The organism is Halomonas sp. KHS3 (assembly GCF_000830495.1).
Classification (GTDB): domain Bacteria; phylum Pseudomonadota; class Gammaproteobacteria; order Pseudomonadales; family Halomonadaceae; genus Vreelandella; species Vreelandella titanicae.
The window spans coordinates 231,769-247,634 of sequence record NZ_JWHY01000002.1 but is presented as its reverse complement, the minus strand read 5'-3'; the positions used below and the strand labels follow the sequence as shown (position 1 = coordinate 247,634).

Below are 15,866 nucleotides of genomic sequence, written 5' to 3'. Positions count from 1 at the left end.
GTCAGCATAGCGATTGCTAGCCACTTTGCGCAATCTCTTGGCGCCCACATTGTTAGAGAAACTCTTTTCAAATCCTGTATTTGCATCCTCATTCAAGGAAAAAATACATATACTTCAACCACTTGTAACAAGGTAAAACGCTATTTTAACGCTCTTTATTTTCCATTAAACTTTAGTCTAAACAGCGCCCAAAAACCCATGCCGATAGCGCATAAGGCATACGGATTATATAAAACAGCGTTCGACAAATGGGCTCACGATGTAGCCGAGCGAATAAAAAACCGCCCAATGAAAACCACTCTACGTAAGGAGCGATCCATTGGGCGGGTAGGATATAGCTGGCCAGTTTTTGGAATGAATAAGTTTTGAAATGACTAGCTTGTGAAAGGATTACTTTTCCACTGGACAGCGCGGGTAATCATCGAGCAGCGTGCGAAGGACATCAACGGGCGTGGCATCGCTAACACAAGCATCGCCCAGGGCGTTAAGCAGCACCAATCGCAGCCGCGTATCGATATTTTTCTTATCCAGCCGCATGCGGGTTAAAAAGTCATCGCTGGTCATATTCGCCGGTGCCGCTAACGGTAGCTCGGCGCTCTCGATCACCGCCAGGCTGCGTGCTAGCGCCGCATCGGTGAGCCAGCCCAAGCGTCGGGAAAGCGTTGCCGCCATGGCCATGCCAGCGCCCACGGCTTCGCCGTGTAGCCAGTTGCCGTAGCCCTGATGCGCCTCAATGGCATGACCAAAGGTGTGGCCCAGGTTGAGCAGCGCGCGGACGCCCTGTTCCGTCTCATCTTCGGCAACAATGTCTGCTTTGATTTGGCAACTGCGCGCAATGGCGTCTGCGACGACCTCAGGCTCCACATCAAGTAGTGCGGGCATGTTGGCTTCCAGCCAGCTTAAAAACGCTTCGTCGCGGATCAGGCCGTACTTGATAACCTCGGCCAGCCCGGCGGAGAGTTCGCGACGGGGCAGACTCTTGAGCGTATCAATATCCACCAGCACCGCTTTGGGCTGCCAGAAGGCGCCAATCATGTTTTTCCCCAGCGGATGGTTAACGCCGGTTTTACCCCCCACCGACGAATCCACCTGGGAAAGCAGCGTGGTGGGCACTTGGATAAACGCTACACCTCGCTGATAGGAAGCGGCGGCGTAGCCGACCATATCGCCGATCACTCCACCGCCTAAAGCAATTAGCGTGCAGCGGCGGTTAAAACCGGCCTCTAGCAGCGCGTCCCAAATACGGCTGACCTGTTCGATGGTTTTGTATTGCTCGCCATCGGGGAGTATGACCGTGCGCACTTCCAGATGATCCGGCAGGCTAGCGCAAAGCGTGTCCAGGTAGAGCGGCGCGATAGTCTCGTTAGTGACGACCATCACCTGCTGGCCGGCCAGATAAGGCGTTAGCATATCGGCACGCCCCATCAGCTCGGTGCCAATATGAATCGGATAGCTGCGCTCGTCTAAAGCAACATGAAGGGTGCGTTGCGCGCTGGCTGTCGAGTTCATGGCGATACCTTATGGTTAAGCGTTTTAGCCGACGATGATGAGGGCTCGAGTGGATCTACCAGCCGATGCACCCGGCGCAGGATTTCATTGACCACCGCTCGCGGGCTGCGCCGGTCGGTGCGCACGGCAATATCCGAGGTGGCGCGATAAAGCGGGTCGCGCTGGGCAAACATATCGTTGAGCACCTGCTCGCGGTTGGCGCACTGCAGCAGTGGCCGGTTGCGATCTTTCGCTGTCCGTTTGAGCTGCTGGTCGACGGTGGTCAGCAGATAAACCACCGTGCCACGCTCGCGAAGTGCGCGGCGATTCTCTTCGCGCAGCACCGCACCGCCGCCTGTGGCGACGACGACCGGAGAGAGCCGGGTTAGCTCATCAATCATATGAATTTCCCGCAGGCGAAAGCCTTGTTCGCCCTCGACATCAAAAATCCACGGGATATCTGCCCCGCAGCGGTCTTGGATGGCGTGGTCACTGTCGTAAAACGGGCGCGCAAGCTCGGCCGCCAATAGGCGACCAATGGTGCTTTTGCCAGCCCCCATGGGGCCTATGAGAAATAAATTGGGTAAATCCTGCATCAGCGAACCGTTAAGCCATCGTCTAGGAGTCGTGGAGTAATAAAGACTAACAACTCTACCTTTTCATTGCTCTCTTCGGTATAGCGAAACAGTCTACCGAGCAAAGGAATATCACCCAAAAGCGGTGTTTTGGCGATTTGGCGCAGCTCTTCGGTGGTCAAAATTCCGCCTAACACCACCGTTTGGCCGTTATCTACCAGCACTTGGGTCTCAATTTGGTTGGTATCAATCGGCGGTTCACCGCCAAACGCCGATTCACGAAAGCTGTCATTTTTAATCACCAGATCCATAATAATGCGGTTATCCGGGGTAATCTGCGGGGTGACTTCCAATGAAAGCTCGGCTTCTTTGAATTCGGTATCCGGATTGTCGTTGCCATCCACACTCTGGAAGGCACGCTCTTCACCCTGGCTAATTTTGGCGGTACGTTGATTGGCGGTAATAATTCTAGGCTGAGAAATAGTCTGGCTTTTCCCTTCACTTTCCAGTGCGCGCAGCTCCAAATCCAACAGGATATCACCGGATAAGTAGCCAAAGCTAAAACCGGTGCCCGGCCCAGTGGCAGCACCTAAATCCACAGCCAAGCCGCCCTGTGCCCGGTTGATGCCATCAGGGTTGATATCCCGTCGGCTGAAGGTGCCATCTTCCCCCTCCTGAAAGCCGCGGGTACTCGACATCCCCCAGTTAACTCCCAGTTCACGGGAAGCAGTGTCCCTTGCAATGACAATGCGCGCCTCAATCTGTACCTGCCGAACAGCCACATCCAGGCGGTCAATGGTGCGGGCAATATCGCGCACTTGATCAGCGGTATCTTGCACCAGCAGTGTATTGGTGCGGTTATCAATGCTGACGCGTCCCCGCTCGGTAAGCAAACCAAAGCCGTCATCGCCACCTCCGCGTAGCAACTGAGCTAAATCTTTGGCCCGCGCATACTTGATCTCGATAAACTCGGTAACCAACGGCGAGAGTGTTTCGCGCTGATTGCGTGCCTCTAGTTCCTGGCGTTCCAAATCGGCCAATTCACTAGCGGGCGCTACCACGATCACATTGCCCTGCTCACGGCTCGATAGCCTCTTGCTTTGCAGAATCAGTTCGAGCGCCTGATCCCAGGGCACATCATTTAAATTGAGCGTTACACGCCCCGATACGCTATCGCTGGCGACTAAATTTAGCCCGGTAAATTCGGCCAGTTTCGCTAGCACCGAGCGTACTTCTATATCCTGAAAATTAAGACTCAACCGTTCGCCGGTGAAGCGTTCACCTGTCGTCTGGGAGGGTTGCGCCTTCTGACTGGCGGGCTGGACTTCCACAGTCAGCGTGCGGCCATTTTGCGTGGAGATCATCGCATAAGCGCCCTGCGTGGCGATCGCTAACTGGGTGGCGTCCTGGCTGGTGCGGGGCGTAATCCGTGTTATGGGAGTGGCGAAATCGGTGACATCGTAGATTTGGTTAAGCGAGTCTGGCATCGCCACATCGCGCAGATCCACCATCACTTGATCGGGGCCGCCTTCCCGTACATTCGCCTCGACGCCTTCGCGATCAAAGGTGACTATCAACCGTCCGGCACCATCTGCACCGCGACGAAAGTCAATATTCTCAACCTGCGGCCCTTCATCGGTTTCAAGCCCCGCTGAAGCGATGCTGGGCGAAGGGCTAGGCAAGCGGCTGGCACCTGAAGCAAAGGTAATGCGTAGGCGATCATCCATTACCCGTGATGTGAACGCCTGCGACTCGCTCAGATTGACCACCAAACGCGTGCGGCCATTGCCCTCCAGCGCGGTAATCTGTTCGATACCGTTACGATTAACGTTGATGCGCCGATCAGTGAGACCACTTTGGGTTGCTGCCAAATCCAGCGTCACTCGGGGAGGAGAGTCTAAGCGGTAGCTGCGTAGTTCAGGCATATCACCGGTAAAACGCAGGTCAAGATGGGTTCCACCGTTCTTAGCGGGTTGAACCTCAATACCGGTCAGCACCGAGGCAGCTGCCAATGAGGGCAACAGTAAGCATAGTGCGGCCATGGCCATGTAGAGAGTGATTCGCCAAGCTGTAACTGCCATGAGCTGTATCCGCTTACTCGCTGTTTTCGTTGATGACTAGTGACACTTGCCGCTCCTGCCACCCTTCAGGCTGAGTGAACACCCGTTCGGTAACGCGTATTTCTTGGGCGTTGATCTGGGAGATACGCCCATAGTCGGTGCCCATATAGTTACCCTCTTTGACGCTGATCACGTTGCCATCCGGCGATGCAATCAACGCCACTTGTCGCTCTCCCATACGCATAGTACCGACCAATCGCAGCTCTTGCAGTGAGAAGCGCTCCAGCGGCTCTGGCGCGCGCTGCCGGTCGGGAGCGAGCGCAACTTCGCCTCGATCAGCGCTATCCTGAGCAATCTCGTCGGGAGGCAAAAAAGGGCTACGCCCGTCGCTATACAAGTAGGATAAATCTTGGTTTTCGGGCAGCGCGACAGCCATAACCGGCGGTTGCCCGCCAGGGGACTGACGAATATCGGCCAGCGTGCCTTCAAGCTGAGCCAAGTCGGCGTCTGCACAGCCGGTGAGCACCACCGCGGAGACCGTCAAGGTGACGGCCGAGGTTGCCCTTCTTGTTGCTACAAAAAGCAGTTGTTCAGCTCTCATGGCGCCTGCGCCCCCTCTGTGGAGGTTTGGTCGCTCTCCTCCACATAGCGGTAGGTGCGGGCCAAGAGCGAAAGACGCAGCGCTTCGCCGCGGCCATCGGCGGGTTCCAGGTTAAAATCGTGCTGGGTCACCATGCGGGGTAGCGAGGCGATATCGGCACTAAAGCGCGCTAACTGGTGATAGCCGCCACGCACCTGTATATCCAGCGGCTGCTCGACATAATGGGCCTGGGCTTGCGCTGGGCGCAGCCGAATCGTTTCAATGGTCAGGCGGTTATCGGCGGCGGCATCGCTAATGCTATCCAGCAGCGAGGGGATTTCTGCATCGGTAGGGAGCATGGTACGCAAGCGCCCCACCTGCCCTTCCAGGGTCGCCAACTGATCGCGCATTTCCGGCAGGAAGGCCGCTTGCGAGGCTTTGCTGCGGTATTCGCTCAGCAGCCTGGCTTCTTGGCGCTGGGCGACCATCAAGGCCTCGCGCTGTTCACTCACCACTAGCCACAGCATGACGCTCAATGCTGCCAGCAGCGCCAAGCAGCAGCACAGCACTTTTAATAGCCACGGCCAGCCGCCGGCCTCTTTAACGTCTAGATCCCGCCAGTCGACATCCCACAGGCGCTGCCACTCAATAGCCCACTGCTCGCGGTTAAGCGTCATGGAAGCGCCTCCTCAGCACCTTGCGGCAGCGCTGCGGTGGCCTGTTCCACATCAAAACGAAATACCCGGCCTGAGCCGTTTTGCTCACTCTCTACCGCCAATAACGAGGGCACAGCCAACCCCGGCAGAGCGGCAATGCGGCGCAGTTGCTCGGAAACCTGGCGCTCACTGTCTGCCACCGCAGTGATACTGACGTTATTACCGTTCTTCGATAAGCGTTGATAAATGACGCCATTGGCCACGCTCTCTGCCACATCATTCAACAGCTGCACAGCATCCGTTCGCTCGGTCTGCAGCGCCTGAAACACCGCGATCTGCTCGCCTAATCGCTCGGCGTCGCTGGCGTAGCGTGAGACGCTCTCGATATCGGCATTAAGACGCTCAATGTGGCTACTAATGTAAGCATTACGTTGCTGCTGGGCTGCCAGCTTGAGCTGGTAAAAATGCGAGATCAGCAGGCCAAGTACAACACCCACCACCAGCATGCCTGCCACCACGACGTAGAATTTGCGGGTTCGCCGTTCACGTTGCGCTTCACGCCAGGGCAGTAGGTTAATGGTCATGCTCATTGGCGAACCCTCATTGACTCACCCTCATGGCCAAGCCACCCGCTGTGAGCATCGCTGGGGCATCGCTAGTCAACGCCTGAAGGTTCAAGCGCTTGTCCACCCGCATGCGCTGGAAGGGGTTGGCAATGGTCACCGACATACCGCTATCTTCAGCAATGCGCTCGGCAAGCCCTGGAATCACACTCGAACCGCCCGCTAATACGATGTGCTGCACTTTTTGCTGACGCCCGGCGGTGTAATAGAGCTGCAGGGAACGCCCCACCTGCTGCACCACGGTTTCCAAAAAAGGGTTGAGCACACGCTCATGGTAATCATCGGGTAGCCCGCCGCGCTCTTTGGCGAAACCCGCTTCCTCCATGCTTAAACCGTAGCGGTCGCGAATCGCATCGGTGAGCTGACGACCACCAAACACCGTATCGCGGGTATAAACGATATGCCCACCGCGGACGACGTGGAAAGCATTCATATTGGCACCAATGTCCACCAGACCAACACAGGCGGTAGGGTCACTCTCCACCTTAAGCTGGCGCCGCAGCTCGGCAAGTGAACGCTCCATGGCGAAGGTCTCCACGTCCACTGCCGCGGGCTCTAAACCTGCCTGTTCTAGCGTGTCGGTAAGCTGCGTCACATCCTGCTGCCGACAGGCGACCAACACTACCTGCTGGTGCTCATCGTCAAAGGGTGCGGGGCCAAGGCACTCAAAATCAAATGCCACTTCATTGAACGGAAATGGAATATGGCGGTCGGATTCGGCCACGATGCGCTCTTCGATCTCCTCATCGCTTAGCCCGATAGGGAAGCTCAGCGTTTTGGTAATCGCGGCGCTAGCGGGAACAGCCACTGCGGCTTTACGGGTAGAGGGTTTAGCGTGCTCCACGGCACGGCTAAGCACACTGGCAACGTCATCGATATCGCGAATTCGACGCTCCACAACCGCCCCTTCGCGAAGTGGCCGCACGGCATAGCTTTCTACCTGGTAATTATCGTGGCATTGTTTTAGCTCAAGCAGTTTGACGGTCGCCGAGGTAATATCGACGCCAATCAACCCTTTACCAGGTTTTAGAAAGCGCATATTGGGTCTGGCTCCACCTGCTTGTCGCCCGTTTTCACATGTGATTTGAGGTTACATGATTTTTAGTTCCGTCACACGCGAACCCACTTAGCGCATATCAACACTGGTGGCCGCCGCTTCAGGTTCCTATAATGGCTGCCAATTGCATGATACGGCTGTTTAGATGCCGATCTTTTCATTCTTCCCAGGGTGCTCTTCGTACATGACGTTTCTTCGAACCCTTATTGTGTCGCTGTTTTTCCTCATCGTCTCGTTGGTGGGCGCCACTGCCTTAGCCGTGGTGGGGGCCGCCATTTACTTTGCCCCAGGGCTGCCCGACGTCCGCCAACTGCAGGACTTCGAACTGCACACACCGCTACGTATTTTCACCCAAGACGGTAAATTGATTGGCGAGTTCGGCGAAGAGCGCCGCATGGCGATCAATTTTGATGAAATTCCGCAGGATATGATCAATGCCTTGATCGCCGCCGAAGATGCCAGCTATTTTGACCACGCAGGTGTCGACCCGCGGGGCTTGGCGCGGGCGGTGGTTCAACTTGCGATGAGTGGCGATATCCAATCGGGCGGCTCGACGATCACCATGCAGGTCGCGCGTAACTATATGCTGACACTCGATCAGACGTTTACGCGTAAAATTCGTGAAATCCTGCTGGCACTACAAATGGAGCAGATACTCGATAAAGAGGAAATCTTCGAACTTTACGTGAACAAGATTTTCCTGGGTAATCGCGCCTACGGTATCGCTGCCGCCGCCGAAACCTATTACGACAAGCCCCTCGCCGAGCTTAGCCTAGCGCAAACGGCCATGATTGCGGGGCTGCCCAAGGCACCTTCTGCCTTTAACCCGCTGGCTAACTCCGAGCGTTCGCTGATTCGTCGCAACTGGATTCTGTTCCGTATGCGCGAACTCGGCTACATCGATGATGCCACCTATCAGACAGCGGTTCAGGATCCTGTAACGGCCCGCCGCCACTATACCCAAGCTGAAGTCGATGCCGCCTATGTCTCCGAAATGGCACGTCAGTATGCCGTGGAACGCTTTGGCGATGACGCTTACACCGGTGGCTATCGTATTTACACTACGATTGATAGCGAGCTGCAGCCCTTTGCCCGCCAAGCGCTGGCCAACGGCCTGACGGCCTATGACCTTCGCCATGGCTGGCGCGGGCCGGAGCAGCGTGAGATCGCGGCAAGCCTTGTCGAGGCCCAGGAGCAAACCGCGACCCAAGGCCTGGAGGAGGAGCTTTCTGAGTCTCCCGAAATTCGCCAAACCGCACGCCAAGCCGCCCAGCGCAGCCAAACGGAAGTCGAAGGGATCGAGGGCGACGTCAGCAACTGGGTTCAGGTGCTTGAGCGCACGCCCAATTATGGCCTGCTTCAGCCCGCCATCGTGGTAGAAAGTAGCGGCCGCGAAATGCAGGTGCTAACTCGCAACGATGGTCTACAGACGATCGGCTGGGAAGGTTTGAACTGGGCACGCCCTTACCTGAGCCCGCGGAGCCGCGGAGCTGCACCCAGCTCGGCTGAGGAGATTGCTGTACGGGGTGATATGGTGCGCGTCATTGAGAATGAAGACGGTTCGCTACGCCTCTCTCAACAGCCGGATACCGAAGGCTCGCTGGTCGCTCAAGACCCTCAAACGGGTGCTATCCTGGCACTCCAGGGCGGTTTCGACTTTAACGCCAGCAAGTTCAATCGTGCTGTACAGGCACGACGCCAATCAGGCTCTATCTTCAAGCCGTTTATTTACTTAGCGGCCCTTGAGGATGGAGAGATGAACGCCGCCAGCGTCGTTAATGATTCGCCCGTGGTGCTCGACGATGGCAGTAACTCATTGTGGCGGCCGGTCAACTCCAGCCGTGACTTCCAAGGCCCTATGCGCTTACGTCCAGCCCTTGCCCGTTCGCGCAACCTGGTCACTATTCGCGTTCTACAAACCATGGGGCTGGATTACACGATTAACTTTTTGGAGGGCTTCGGCTTCTCTCCCGCCCAGCTCCCTCGTGGCTTATCATTAGCGCTAGGCAGCGCGAGCTTAACGCCGATGGAAATGACCAACGCTTACGCGGTGCTCGCCAACGGTGGTTTCCAGGTGTCGCCCTGGTTTATTGAGCGGGTTACCCGTGACGACGACAATGAGCTGATTGATGAAGCCACGCCGCAGGTTGCCTGCCCCAGCTGTGCCGAAGACCAGGAGACGGTGGAAATTGATGGCCGCGAATACCCGATCGCCAAACGGGTAGCCGACCCAGCCGCTGTCTACATTCTACGCGATATGCTACGTGACGTTATCACCTCGGGCACTGGCCGCGGCGCACTGAGCCTTAACCGTGAGGATATCGTCGGCAAGACTGGTACCACCAACAGCCAGCGTGACGCCTGGTTTGCGGGCTTTAACAGCGATCTAGTCACTACGGTATGGGTCGGTAAGGACAGCAACGAGACCATTTCTGAGTATGGTTCTCAGGCCGCGCTACCCATTTGGGTAGAGTTTATGGGGGATGCCCTGGAAGGTACGCCAAACGCCGTGCCCGAGCGCCCCGCGACGATTGTCACTGCGCGCGTAGACCCAACGACAGGCCAACGTTTATCTGACGGCCAGTCTGGAGGTATCACTGAACTGTTCCATAAGGATCACTTGCCGGATTACCAGCAGCGCCGTATCAGCCGCGAGCTGGAAGAAGCCAGTGGTTCTGAGGGTTCAGGCACCGCTGAGTCGATCTTCTAACTCGATCTTCTAAACCAGTCAATCCTGTAGCACACCAAGCAAAAGGCCCGGAGATTATCTCTCCGGGCCTTTTCTGTTACTGGCTACCTTTGGGTCTGTATATAGGGTCGCCTAACGTTTAACCACTAACGGGGGTCGCAGGTGCTTCGCGCTTACTGGCCAACCAGTTAGCACCAATGGCGACGATCATGACCGCGACACCAGCAATTTCGGTCATCAGATTAGGATAGAACACCCCAAAGATCGCGGCGGTAATCGCGATGCGCGGTAGCCACGACATTTTGGTAAACAGATAGCCTTCCAGCGCCGCGGCAAAGGCACCTAATGCCAGAATGGCAATCACCCCATTCCAGATGACCACCGGCACCGGGCCACCAATGATAATCTCAGGGTTGAAGACCATAAACAGTGGGATCAGGTAGAGCCCTTTGGCAAATTTCCACGCCTGGAAGCTGGTTTCCATCGGCTTACTGCCCGCAATCGCCGCCCCGGCAAAGCCTGCCAAGGCGATGGGAGGCGTCACGTTGGAATCCTGGGAGTACCAGAACACGACCAGGTGGGCGACCAGCAGCGGCACACCAAACTCGGCTGTCAGTGCAGGGCCGACGAGGACGATGAGCACGATATAGCTGGCGGTAACGGGCAGCCCCATCCCCAGTACTAAGCTTGCCAACAGTACCATCACCAGCGCCAATACCAGGTTGCCGCCGGAGAAAGCCAGCATCATGGAGGAGAATTTCAGTCCCAAGCCGGTTAAACCCACGACCCCAACGATAATCCCGGCGACTGCACAGGCCATGGAAACCGCTACCGCATTGCGAGCACCTAGTTCCAAGCCCTCGATCAGCTTGGCAAAGCCTGTACGTACCACGTCTTTAACGGCCGTTGCGGTCACTGGCTGGCCCTGCCTGGGCGCCACAAAGAAGAACCACAGCACATAGCGCAATACCGCTACCGCCAAAATGGTGATCACTGCGTAGTAGCCTACCCGCATGGGCGACATACTCATCGCCAGCAGCCAGACCAGCACCGCCAACGGCAGCAGGAAGTGCCAGCCATCCTTCATGACCTGGCGCATCTGCGGCAGTTCATCCTTGGGTAGCCCCTGCATGCCCTGCTTGAGAGCGATGATATGCACAAACAGGTACACCGTCGCGAAATACATGATCGCTGGCAGGATACTGACCTTGACGATGTCCAGGTACGGCGTATTGGTGTACTCAGCAATCAGGAACGCCCCGGCCCCCATTAACGGCGGCATGATTTGCCCGCCGGTCGAGGCCGCCGCTTCGATACCACCTGCCTGCTTGGCTTTGTAGCCCAGCCGCTTCATCAATGGAATGGTAAAAGCACCGGTGGTGACCACGTTGGCAATCGCGCTGCCAGAAATCGAGCCCATGCCCGCCGACGCCAATACCGCCGCCTTGGCTGGCCCGCCACGCTGGCGGCCGGTCGCCGCATAGGCCATATCGATAAAGAATTTACCCGCCCCGGTGCACTCCAAAAAAGCACCAAAGAGGACAAAAATAAAGATATAGGTCGCCGCAACGCCTAGCGGCAGGCCGAAAATACCCTCTTGCCCCAAGTAGAGTTGACCGGCAACTCGATCAATGGTGTATCCGCGGTGTTCCAGAATGCCCGGCATCCACTCGCCAAGCCACGGCAGCTCGCCCCGCGGCCCCGCAAAGGCATACACAATCGCCAAGAGGCCAATCACGGTCATACCAAAACCTACCGCGCGACGGCTGGCTTCCAGTACCGTCACCGTGGCAATACAGGCGACCAGAATATCGGTCTCATTCCAGAACCCTGCACGGCTAAAAATCTCATCCAGGTTGAGTACCAAGTAACCACCGGTGAGAATCGCCCCGGCAAAAAACACTAGATCAAGCCCCCAGCCCAATACACCACGTTTGCGAGTGGGCCCAAAGGCTGGAAACATTAGAAATGCCAGCACCATAATCAGTGCCAGGTGAATACTGCGCTGATAAAAAAGCCCTAAGGGCTGAATACCGGCAGAGTAGAGCTGAAACAGGGAAAGACCCACCGCCACAATGGTGATCGACCACAGCACCATGCGGGGTTGAATCACATTACCGCCGGGCACCACGCTCGACGGTTGATTGGATTCGCTCATGAAGTCCTCGGAAGCGTTAACTAATGTCGTTTTTATTCACGCGGGGATGCGTGAGGGTCTATCAACTGAATGGTCACGCGTTGTCCAGCGGCGTGCTCACTGAGGCTCACTGGCGCATGCTCACCGCCAGGCCACACCACACGATGATTAACAGCCGGTGAACCTACCCTCAACACATAACGGTTATTGGCTACAGGCTCGTTAATGGCATTAATCCAGTAACCGCCCTCACCGTCTGATACCTGCTCGCCGCGGCCAAAAATATGCCCAAGCCCTGCGGCGAAATCGGGTTGATGGCTACGCTCCAATTGCATGACGCCCGCTACATTACGATAGCAGTCCAGCACCGTGAAATGTTCAACGGAGTGCTGCCACTTAATACACCAGCGACCGTCAGCCGGCACCGCTTCATCCACTAGCGTGTCGCCTTGTTCGGTCACCACGGCTAGGCGCATAAACGCCGACGCCGAAGCGGGGGAAGCCCCCACTTCGGCGAACGGACAACATGCAATCAGTAGCGCCATCAGTCGTCGCTGCCACTGCATGGCAATGTCCTTATGGCAATCTGATTATGAAAATATCATTACACGACTAAGGACGCAGACGATCCGGGATTTCAGCACCGACTTCTTCGAAATAGCGCAGTGCGCCCGGGTGCAGCGGCACGGGGGTCGACTCCATAGTGAACTCAACGGTGGTGTCGTTAGCCGCCGGGTGAACCGCAATCAGCTCATCGGTGTTTTCAAACAACAGTTGGGTGAGTTGATAAGCCAGCTCTTCGTCCATATCGGCATTAACGACCAGCACGTTGGGGATACCGATGGTCTGAACGGCTTCGTCCATACCGTCGTACATACCCGCAGCAAGCTGGTAGGGAGCAAATACCGCTTCTTCTTCCTGGGCATTGGCTACCTCTTCATCAGACAAGCCAATCAGGCGAATATCGCGGGTGGCTGCCAGGTTGAGAATCGAGCTGGTGGGTGGCCCAACGCTCCAGAAGCCGGCGTCGATATCACCGTCGCGAATGGCATCAGCGGTTTCGTTGAAGTTAAGGCGCTGGGGAGTGAAGTCTTCATAGCTAATGCCATTGGCTTCAAGCAATGCACGGGCGTTCAGCTCGGTGCCGCTACCCGGTGCACCGACGGAAACGCGCTTACCCGCTAGATCAGCAATCGATTCGATATCCGACTCGGCCAGGGTCACCAGCTGTACCGCGTTGGGATAAACCGACGCCAGTGCGCGAGTATTTTCAATCTGGCGACCTTCAAAATCATCCGTGCCGGTATAGGCTTGATAGACCGTATCGGCCAGAGCCAGGGCGAGATCCGCGTCACCGCGCATGATCAGGCCCATATTTTCAACCGAGGCACCGGTCACTTCAGCAGTCGCCTGAGCGCCTTCGATATGGTTGTTGATCATTTCGGCAAAACCACCGCCGATAGGGTAGTAAACGCCACCAGTACCGCCAGTCGCGATTGAGAGTTGTTGAGCGCTTGCTGGAAGTGCAACCGCGAGCATAGAAGCGGCAGCGGCTGTGGCGTATAGAGAGCGTAGAGTTTTCATGAGCATTTCCTCCGTCCTGCTTGGACTTATAGGTATGGTTGACGATAAAAAGGAGGTGTTGAAGCCCCAGCTTCTGGCTGCCGTCACGACGAACCGGAAGCGGTGGAGGTGAAGTTAGCACGGCTTATGCGTTGGATGCTAATAGGGCGTTATCAGCGCAGCAGTGCCTTTACCTCATACAGCCATGAGTGCCTCAGAAGGTGTAACCGCCCAGCAGCTGGATCGAATAGCCAGCTATTAAAATCCTGAAATCCCGCATAAATGTCTTATTTTATGCCGAATTGTTATTATTTATTGATAATGGCCGTCAATTTCGCCCACCCCACCGTTATTATTGATTCAGGATAGGAGCCACACTGCTATGGAGCCCGGTTTTAAAGAGGACAATAGTCGGGATAAAGGCGCGCCGCGGCAGAACCTCGCCATTAGTGCTTACCGCCAACTCAAGCACGACATTATTCGTGGCCGCTATGCGCCTGAGCAGAAGCTGCTGATGAGCAGGCTCAAAGAGCAGTACGGCGCCAGCACCGGGCCGCTACGGGAAGCGCTATCGCAGTTAGTCTCTGACCGCCTTGTGGTCGCGATAAGCCAGCGCGGCTACCGGGTAGCACCCATGTCGCTGGCCGAACTCAACGATATTTACGACGCCCGGGCTCAGCTTGAAGGGCTGATCCTGCGCTTGGCTATAGAGCGCGGCGACGACGATTGGGAAGCCACGGTGCTGGCTACCGCACATCGGCTGGCCAAGGTCACCGACATCAACACCCCCAACGACCTGCTCGACATCTGGGATCAGCGCCACAAAGCCTTCCATACCGCCATTGCCAGCGGCTGCAACTCCCCTCACCTACTGCAAATGCGCAACACCCTGTTTGACCAGGTAGAGCGCTACCGCCACCTGTGGTTGCAGGAAACCGTGATGTCGTCCCAGGCGCTGGAGCTTAAGCGCCAGGAGCACGCTGCGCTGGTCGATGTCATTCTGGCGCGCGATACCGCCGAAGCCGACACCCTGATGCGCGATCACCTGATGACCCCCGTACCGATCATTACCCGCGTCCTTCAAGAGCGCGGCATCGGCTGAGCTTTTCGCTTCGGCTCTTCGTCCCAGACCAAAGTTCTACGTTTTAAAAAAATGTAGATATTTTAAAAAAACGGCGATACATTGGCTGCAAGCTATTTTGCATCTATTCCTTCCCACTATCCGAGGAATCTACGCCATGACGCATTTCAACTGGGACGACCCGCTACTTCTGGAACAACAGCTCACTGATGAAGAGCGCCAGATCCGCGATGCGGCCTACGACTACTGCCAGGAAAACCTTCAGCCCCGCGTGCTAACCGCCTTCCGTGAAGAGCGCTTTGACCGCGAGATCATGACCGAAATGGGTGAGCTTGGCCTGCTGGGCGCCACCGTTTCCCCCGAGTACGGCGGCGCAGGCGTTAACCACGTAGCCTACGGTTTGATTGCCCGCGAAGTGGAGCGCGTAGACTCCGGCTACCGTTCGGCCATGAGTGTGCAGTCATCGTTGGTAATGTACCCCATCGAGACCTATGGCTCTGAAGAGCAGAAGCACAAGTACCTGCCTAAGCTTGCCAGCGGTGAAATGGTTGGCTGTTTTGGCTTGACCGAACCCGACCACGGCTCTGATCCGGGTGGCATGATTACCCGCGCGGAAAAAGTCGACGGCGGCTACCGCCTGACTGGCGCAAAAATGTGGATCACCAATAGCCCAATTGCCGATATCGCGGTGGTATGGGCGAAATCAGCGGCTCACGACAATCAGATTAAAGGCTTTATTGTCGAGCGCGGCACCGAAGGTTTCACCACGCCCAAAATCGAAGGCAAAGTCTCTTTGCGCGCATCGATTACCGGTGAGATCGTGCTGGATAACGCCTTTGTTCCCGAAGAGAACCTGCTGCCAAACGTCAGTGGCCTGAAAGGCCCCTTCGGCTGCCTCAACAAAGCCCGCTACGGCATCGCCTGGGGTGTGATGGGCACGGCAGAGTTCTGCTGGCACGCAGCGCGCCAATATACCCTCGACCGCAAGCAGTTTGGCCGCCCGCTGGCCGCCAACCAACTGATCCAGAAAAAGCTCGCCGATATGCAGACCGAGATCACCCTTGGCTTGCAGGCAGCCCTGCAGGTGGGCCGGCTAATGGATAGCGGCAACTGGGCACCGGAAATGGTCTCGCTGATCAAGCGCAACAACTGCGGCAAAGCGCTGGATATCGCCCGCCAGTCTCGCGATATGCACGGCGGTAACGGCGTCTCCGACGAATACGGTGTTATTCGCCATATGGTCAATCTGGAGTCGGTAAACACCTACGAAGGCACCCACGATGTACACGCTCTGATTCTGGGTCGCGCCCAGACAGGCATTCAGTCGTTCTTTTAATCACCGCACCTTGATCACTTG

The 15,866-nt window shown here is 56.5% G+C and carries 13 protein-coding genes; 3 read left to right on the top strand and 10 right to left on the bottom strand.

The window, feature by feature from the left end:
• Positions 1 to 390 precede the first annotated feature (390 nt).
• The 7 genes from aroB to pilM are packed head-to-tail and all read right to left on the bottom strand — an operon-like array spanning position 391 to position 7,021.
• Positions 391 to 1,509: a 3-dehydroquinate synthase gene (aroB, locus tag RO22_RS03450; RefSeq protein WP_041157614.1), complete on the bottom strand. Its 1,119-nt coding sequence runs from the start codon at positions 1,507 to 1,509 to the stop codon at positions 391 to 393.
• Positions 1,506 to 2,084, bottom strand: a complete 579-nt coding sequence (gene aroK, locus RO22_RS03445; protein WP_009286772.1) for a shikimate kinase AroK — start codon at positions 2,082 to 2,084, stop codon at positions 1,506 to 1,508. The genes aroB and aroK overlap by 4 nt, the downstream gene beginning before the upstream one ends.
• A complete protein-coding gene (gene pilQ / locus RO22_RS03440) occupies positions 2,084 to 4,144 on the bottom strand; it encodes a type IV pilus secretin PilQ (RefSeq protein ID WP_041157613.1) in 2,061 nt (686 codons plus the stop codon). The genes aroK and pilQ overlap by 1 nt, the downstream gene beginning before the upstream one ends.
• A gap of 13 nt (positions 4,145 to 4,157) precedes the next feature.
• Positions 4,158 to 4,724: a pilus assembly protein PilP gene (locus tag RO22_RS03435; RefSeq protein ID WP_041157612.1), complete on the bottom strand. Its 567-nt coding sequence runs from the start codon at positions 4,722 to 4,724 to the stop codon at positions 4,158 to 4,160.
• Positions 4,721 to 5,380, bottom strand: coding sequence for a type 4a pilus biogenesis protein PilO (locus tag RO22_RS03430; protein ID WP_027957366.1), 660 nt, complete (start codon positions 5,378 to 5,380; stop codon positions 4,721 to 4,723). The genes RO22_RS03435 and RO22_RS03430 overlap by 4 nt, the downstream gene beginning before the upstream one ends.
• Positions 5,377 to 5,949 carry a PilN domain-containing protein gene (locus RO22_RS03425; protein WP_041157611.1) on the bottom strand — a complete coding sequence of 191 codons (573 nt, stop codon included), beginning with the start codon at positions 5,947 to 5,949 and terminating at the stop codon, positions 5,377 to 5,379. The genes RO22_RS03430 and RO22_RS03425 overlap by 4 nt, the downstream gene beginning before the upstream one ends.
• A 10-nt stretch (positions 5,950 to 5,959) precedes the next feature.
• Complete coding sequence (pilM, locus tag RO22_RS03420; protein WP_041157610.1) at positions 5,960 to 7,021, bottom strand: type IV pilus assembly protein PilM; 1,062 nt, start codon at positions 7,019 to 7,021, stop codon at positions 5,960 to 5,962.
• A 202-nt stretch (positions 7,022 to 7,223) separates the two neighbouring features.
• On the opposite strand from pilM, the gene RO22_RS03415 reads away from it, so the two are divergent.
• Positions 7,224 to 9,749, top strand: a complete 2,526-nt coding sequence (locus tag RO22_RS03415; protein WP_027957369.1) for a penicillin-binding protein 1A — start codon at positions 7,224 to 7,226, stop codon at positions 9,747 to 9,749.
• Between the two features lie 118 nt (positions 9,750 to 9,867).
• Here RO22_RS03415 and RO22_RS03410 read toward each other — a convergent pair whose 3' ends face one another.
• From RO22_RS03410 to RO22_RS03400, 3 genes are read right to left on the bottom strand one after another with little or no spacing between them, the layout of a single operon-like run.
• Positions 9,868 to 11,886 carry a TRAP transporter permease gene (locus RO22_RS03410; protein ID WP_041157609.1) on the bottom strand — a complete coding sequence of 673 codons (2,019 nt, stop codon included), beginning with the start codon at positions 11,884 to 11,886 and terminating at the stop codon, positions 9,868 to 9,870.
• Positions 11,887 to 11,918: 32 nt separating this feature from the next.
• Positions 11,919 to 12,431: a DUF1850 domain-containing protein gene (locus tag RO22_RS03405; protein ID WP_009286764.1), complete on the bottom strand. Its 513-nt coding sequence runs from the start codon at positions 12,429 to 12,431 to the stop codon at positions 11,919 to 11,921.
• Between the two features lie 46 nt (positions 12,432 to 12,477).
• Positions 12,478 to 13,449, bottom strand: a complete 972-nt coding sequence (locus tag RO22_RS03400; RefSeq protein ID WP_027957372.1) for a TAXI family TRAP transporter solute-binding subunit — start codon at positions 13,447 to 13,449, stop codon at positions 12,478 to 12,480.
• 361 nt (positions 13,450 to 13,810) lie between these two features.
• Between RO22_RS03400 and csiR the strand changes: the two genes are divergently transcribed.
• Together csiR and RO22_RS03390 are read left to right on the top strand one after the other, a co-directional pair.
• The gene (csiR, locus tag RO22_RS03395; RefSeq protein WP_022520012.1) at positions 13,811 to 14,530 is read left to right on the top strand and encodes a DNA-binding transcriptional regulator CsiR; all 720 of its coding nucleotides are present in this window, start codon (positions 13,811 to 13,813) and stop codon (positions 14,528 to 14,530) included.
• A gap of 136 nt (positions 14,531 to 14,666) precedes the next feature.
• A complete protein-coding gene (locus RO22_RS03390; RefSeq protein WP_022520013.1) occupies positions 14,667 to 15,845 on the top strand; it encodes an acyl-CoA dehydrogenase in 1,179 nt (392 codons plus the stop codon).
• The last annotated feature ends 21 nt before the right edge of the window (positions 15,846 to 15,866 follow it).

Bases quoted from the DNA above. Each gene is read 5' to 3' on its own strand.
- aroK (WP_009286772.1), bottom strand. From the start codon at position 2,084: ATGCAGGATTTACCCAATTTATTTCTCATAGGCCCCATGGGGGCTGGC.
- pilM (WP_041157610.1), bottom strand. From the start codon at position 7,021: ATGCGCTTTCTAAAACCTGGTAAAGGGTTGATTGGCGTCGATATTACC.
- RO22_RS03425 (WP_041157611.1), bottom strand. From the start codon at position 5,949: ATGAGCATGACCATTAACCTACTGCCCTGGCGTGAAGCGCAACGTGAA.
- RO22_RS03410 (WP_041157609.1), bottom strand. From the start codon at position 11,886: ATGAGCGAATCCAATCAACCGTCGAGCGTGGTGCCCGGCGGTAATGTG.
- RO22_RS03390 (WP_022520013.1), top strand. From the start codon at position 14,667: ATGACGCATTTCAACTGGGACGACCCGCTACTTCTGGAACAACAGCTC.
- csiR (WP_022520012.1), top strand. From the start codon at position 13,811: ATGGAGCCCGGTTTTAAAGAGGACAATAGTCGGGATAAAGGCGCGCCG.
- RO22_RS03415 (WP_027957369.1), top strand. From the start codon at position 7,224: ATGACGTTTCTTCGAACCCTTATTGTGTCGCTGTTTTTCCTCATCGTC.
- pilQ (WP_041157613.1), bottom strand. From the start codon at position 4,144: ATGGCAGTTACAGCTTGGCGAATCACTCTCTACATGGCCATGGCCGCA.
- RO22_RS03405 (WP_009286764.1), bottom strand. From the start codon at position 12,431: ATGCAGTGGCAGCGACGACTGATGGCGCTACTGATTGCATGTTGTCCG.
- RO22_RS03435 (WP_041157612.1), bottom strand. From the start codon at position 4,724: ATGAGAGCTGAACAACTGCTTTTTGTAGCAACAAGAAGGGCAACCTCG.
- RO22_RS03430 (WP_027957366.1), bottom strand. From the start codon at position 5,380: ATGACGCTTAACCGCGAGCAGTGGGCTATTGAGTGGCAGCGCCTGTGG.
- RO22_RS03400 (WP_027957372.1), bottom strand. From the start codon at position 13,449: ATGAAAACTCTACGCTCTCTATACGCCACAGCCGCTGCCGCTTCTATG.
- aroB (WP_041157614.1), bottom strand. From the start codon at position 1,509: ATGAACTCGACAGCCAGCGCGCAACGCACCCTTCATGTTGCTTTAGAC.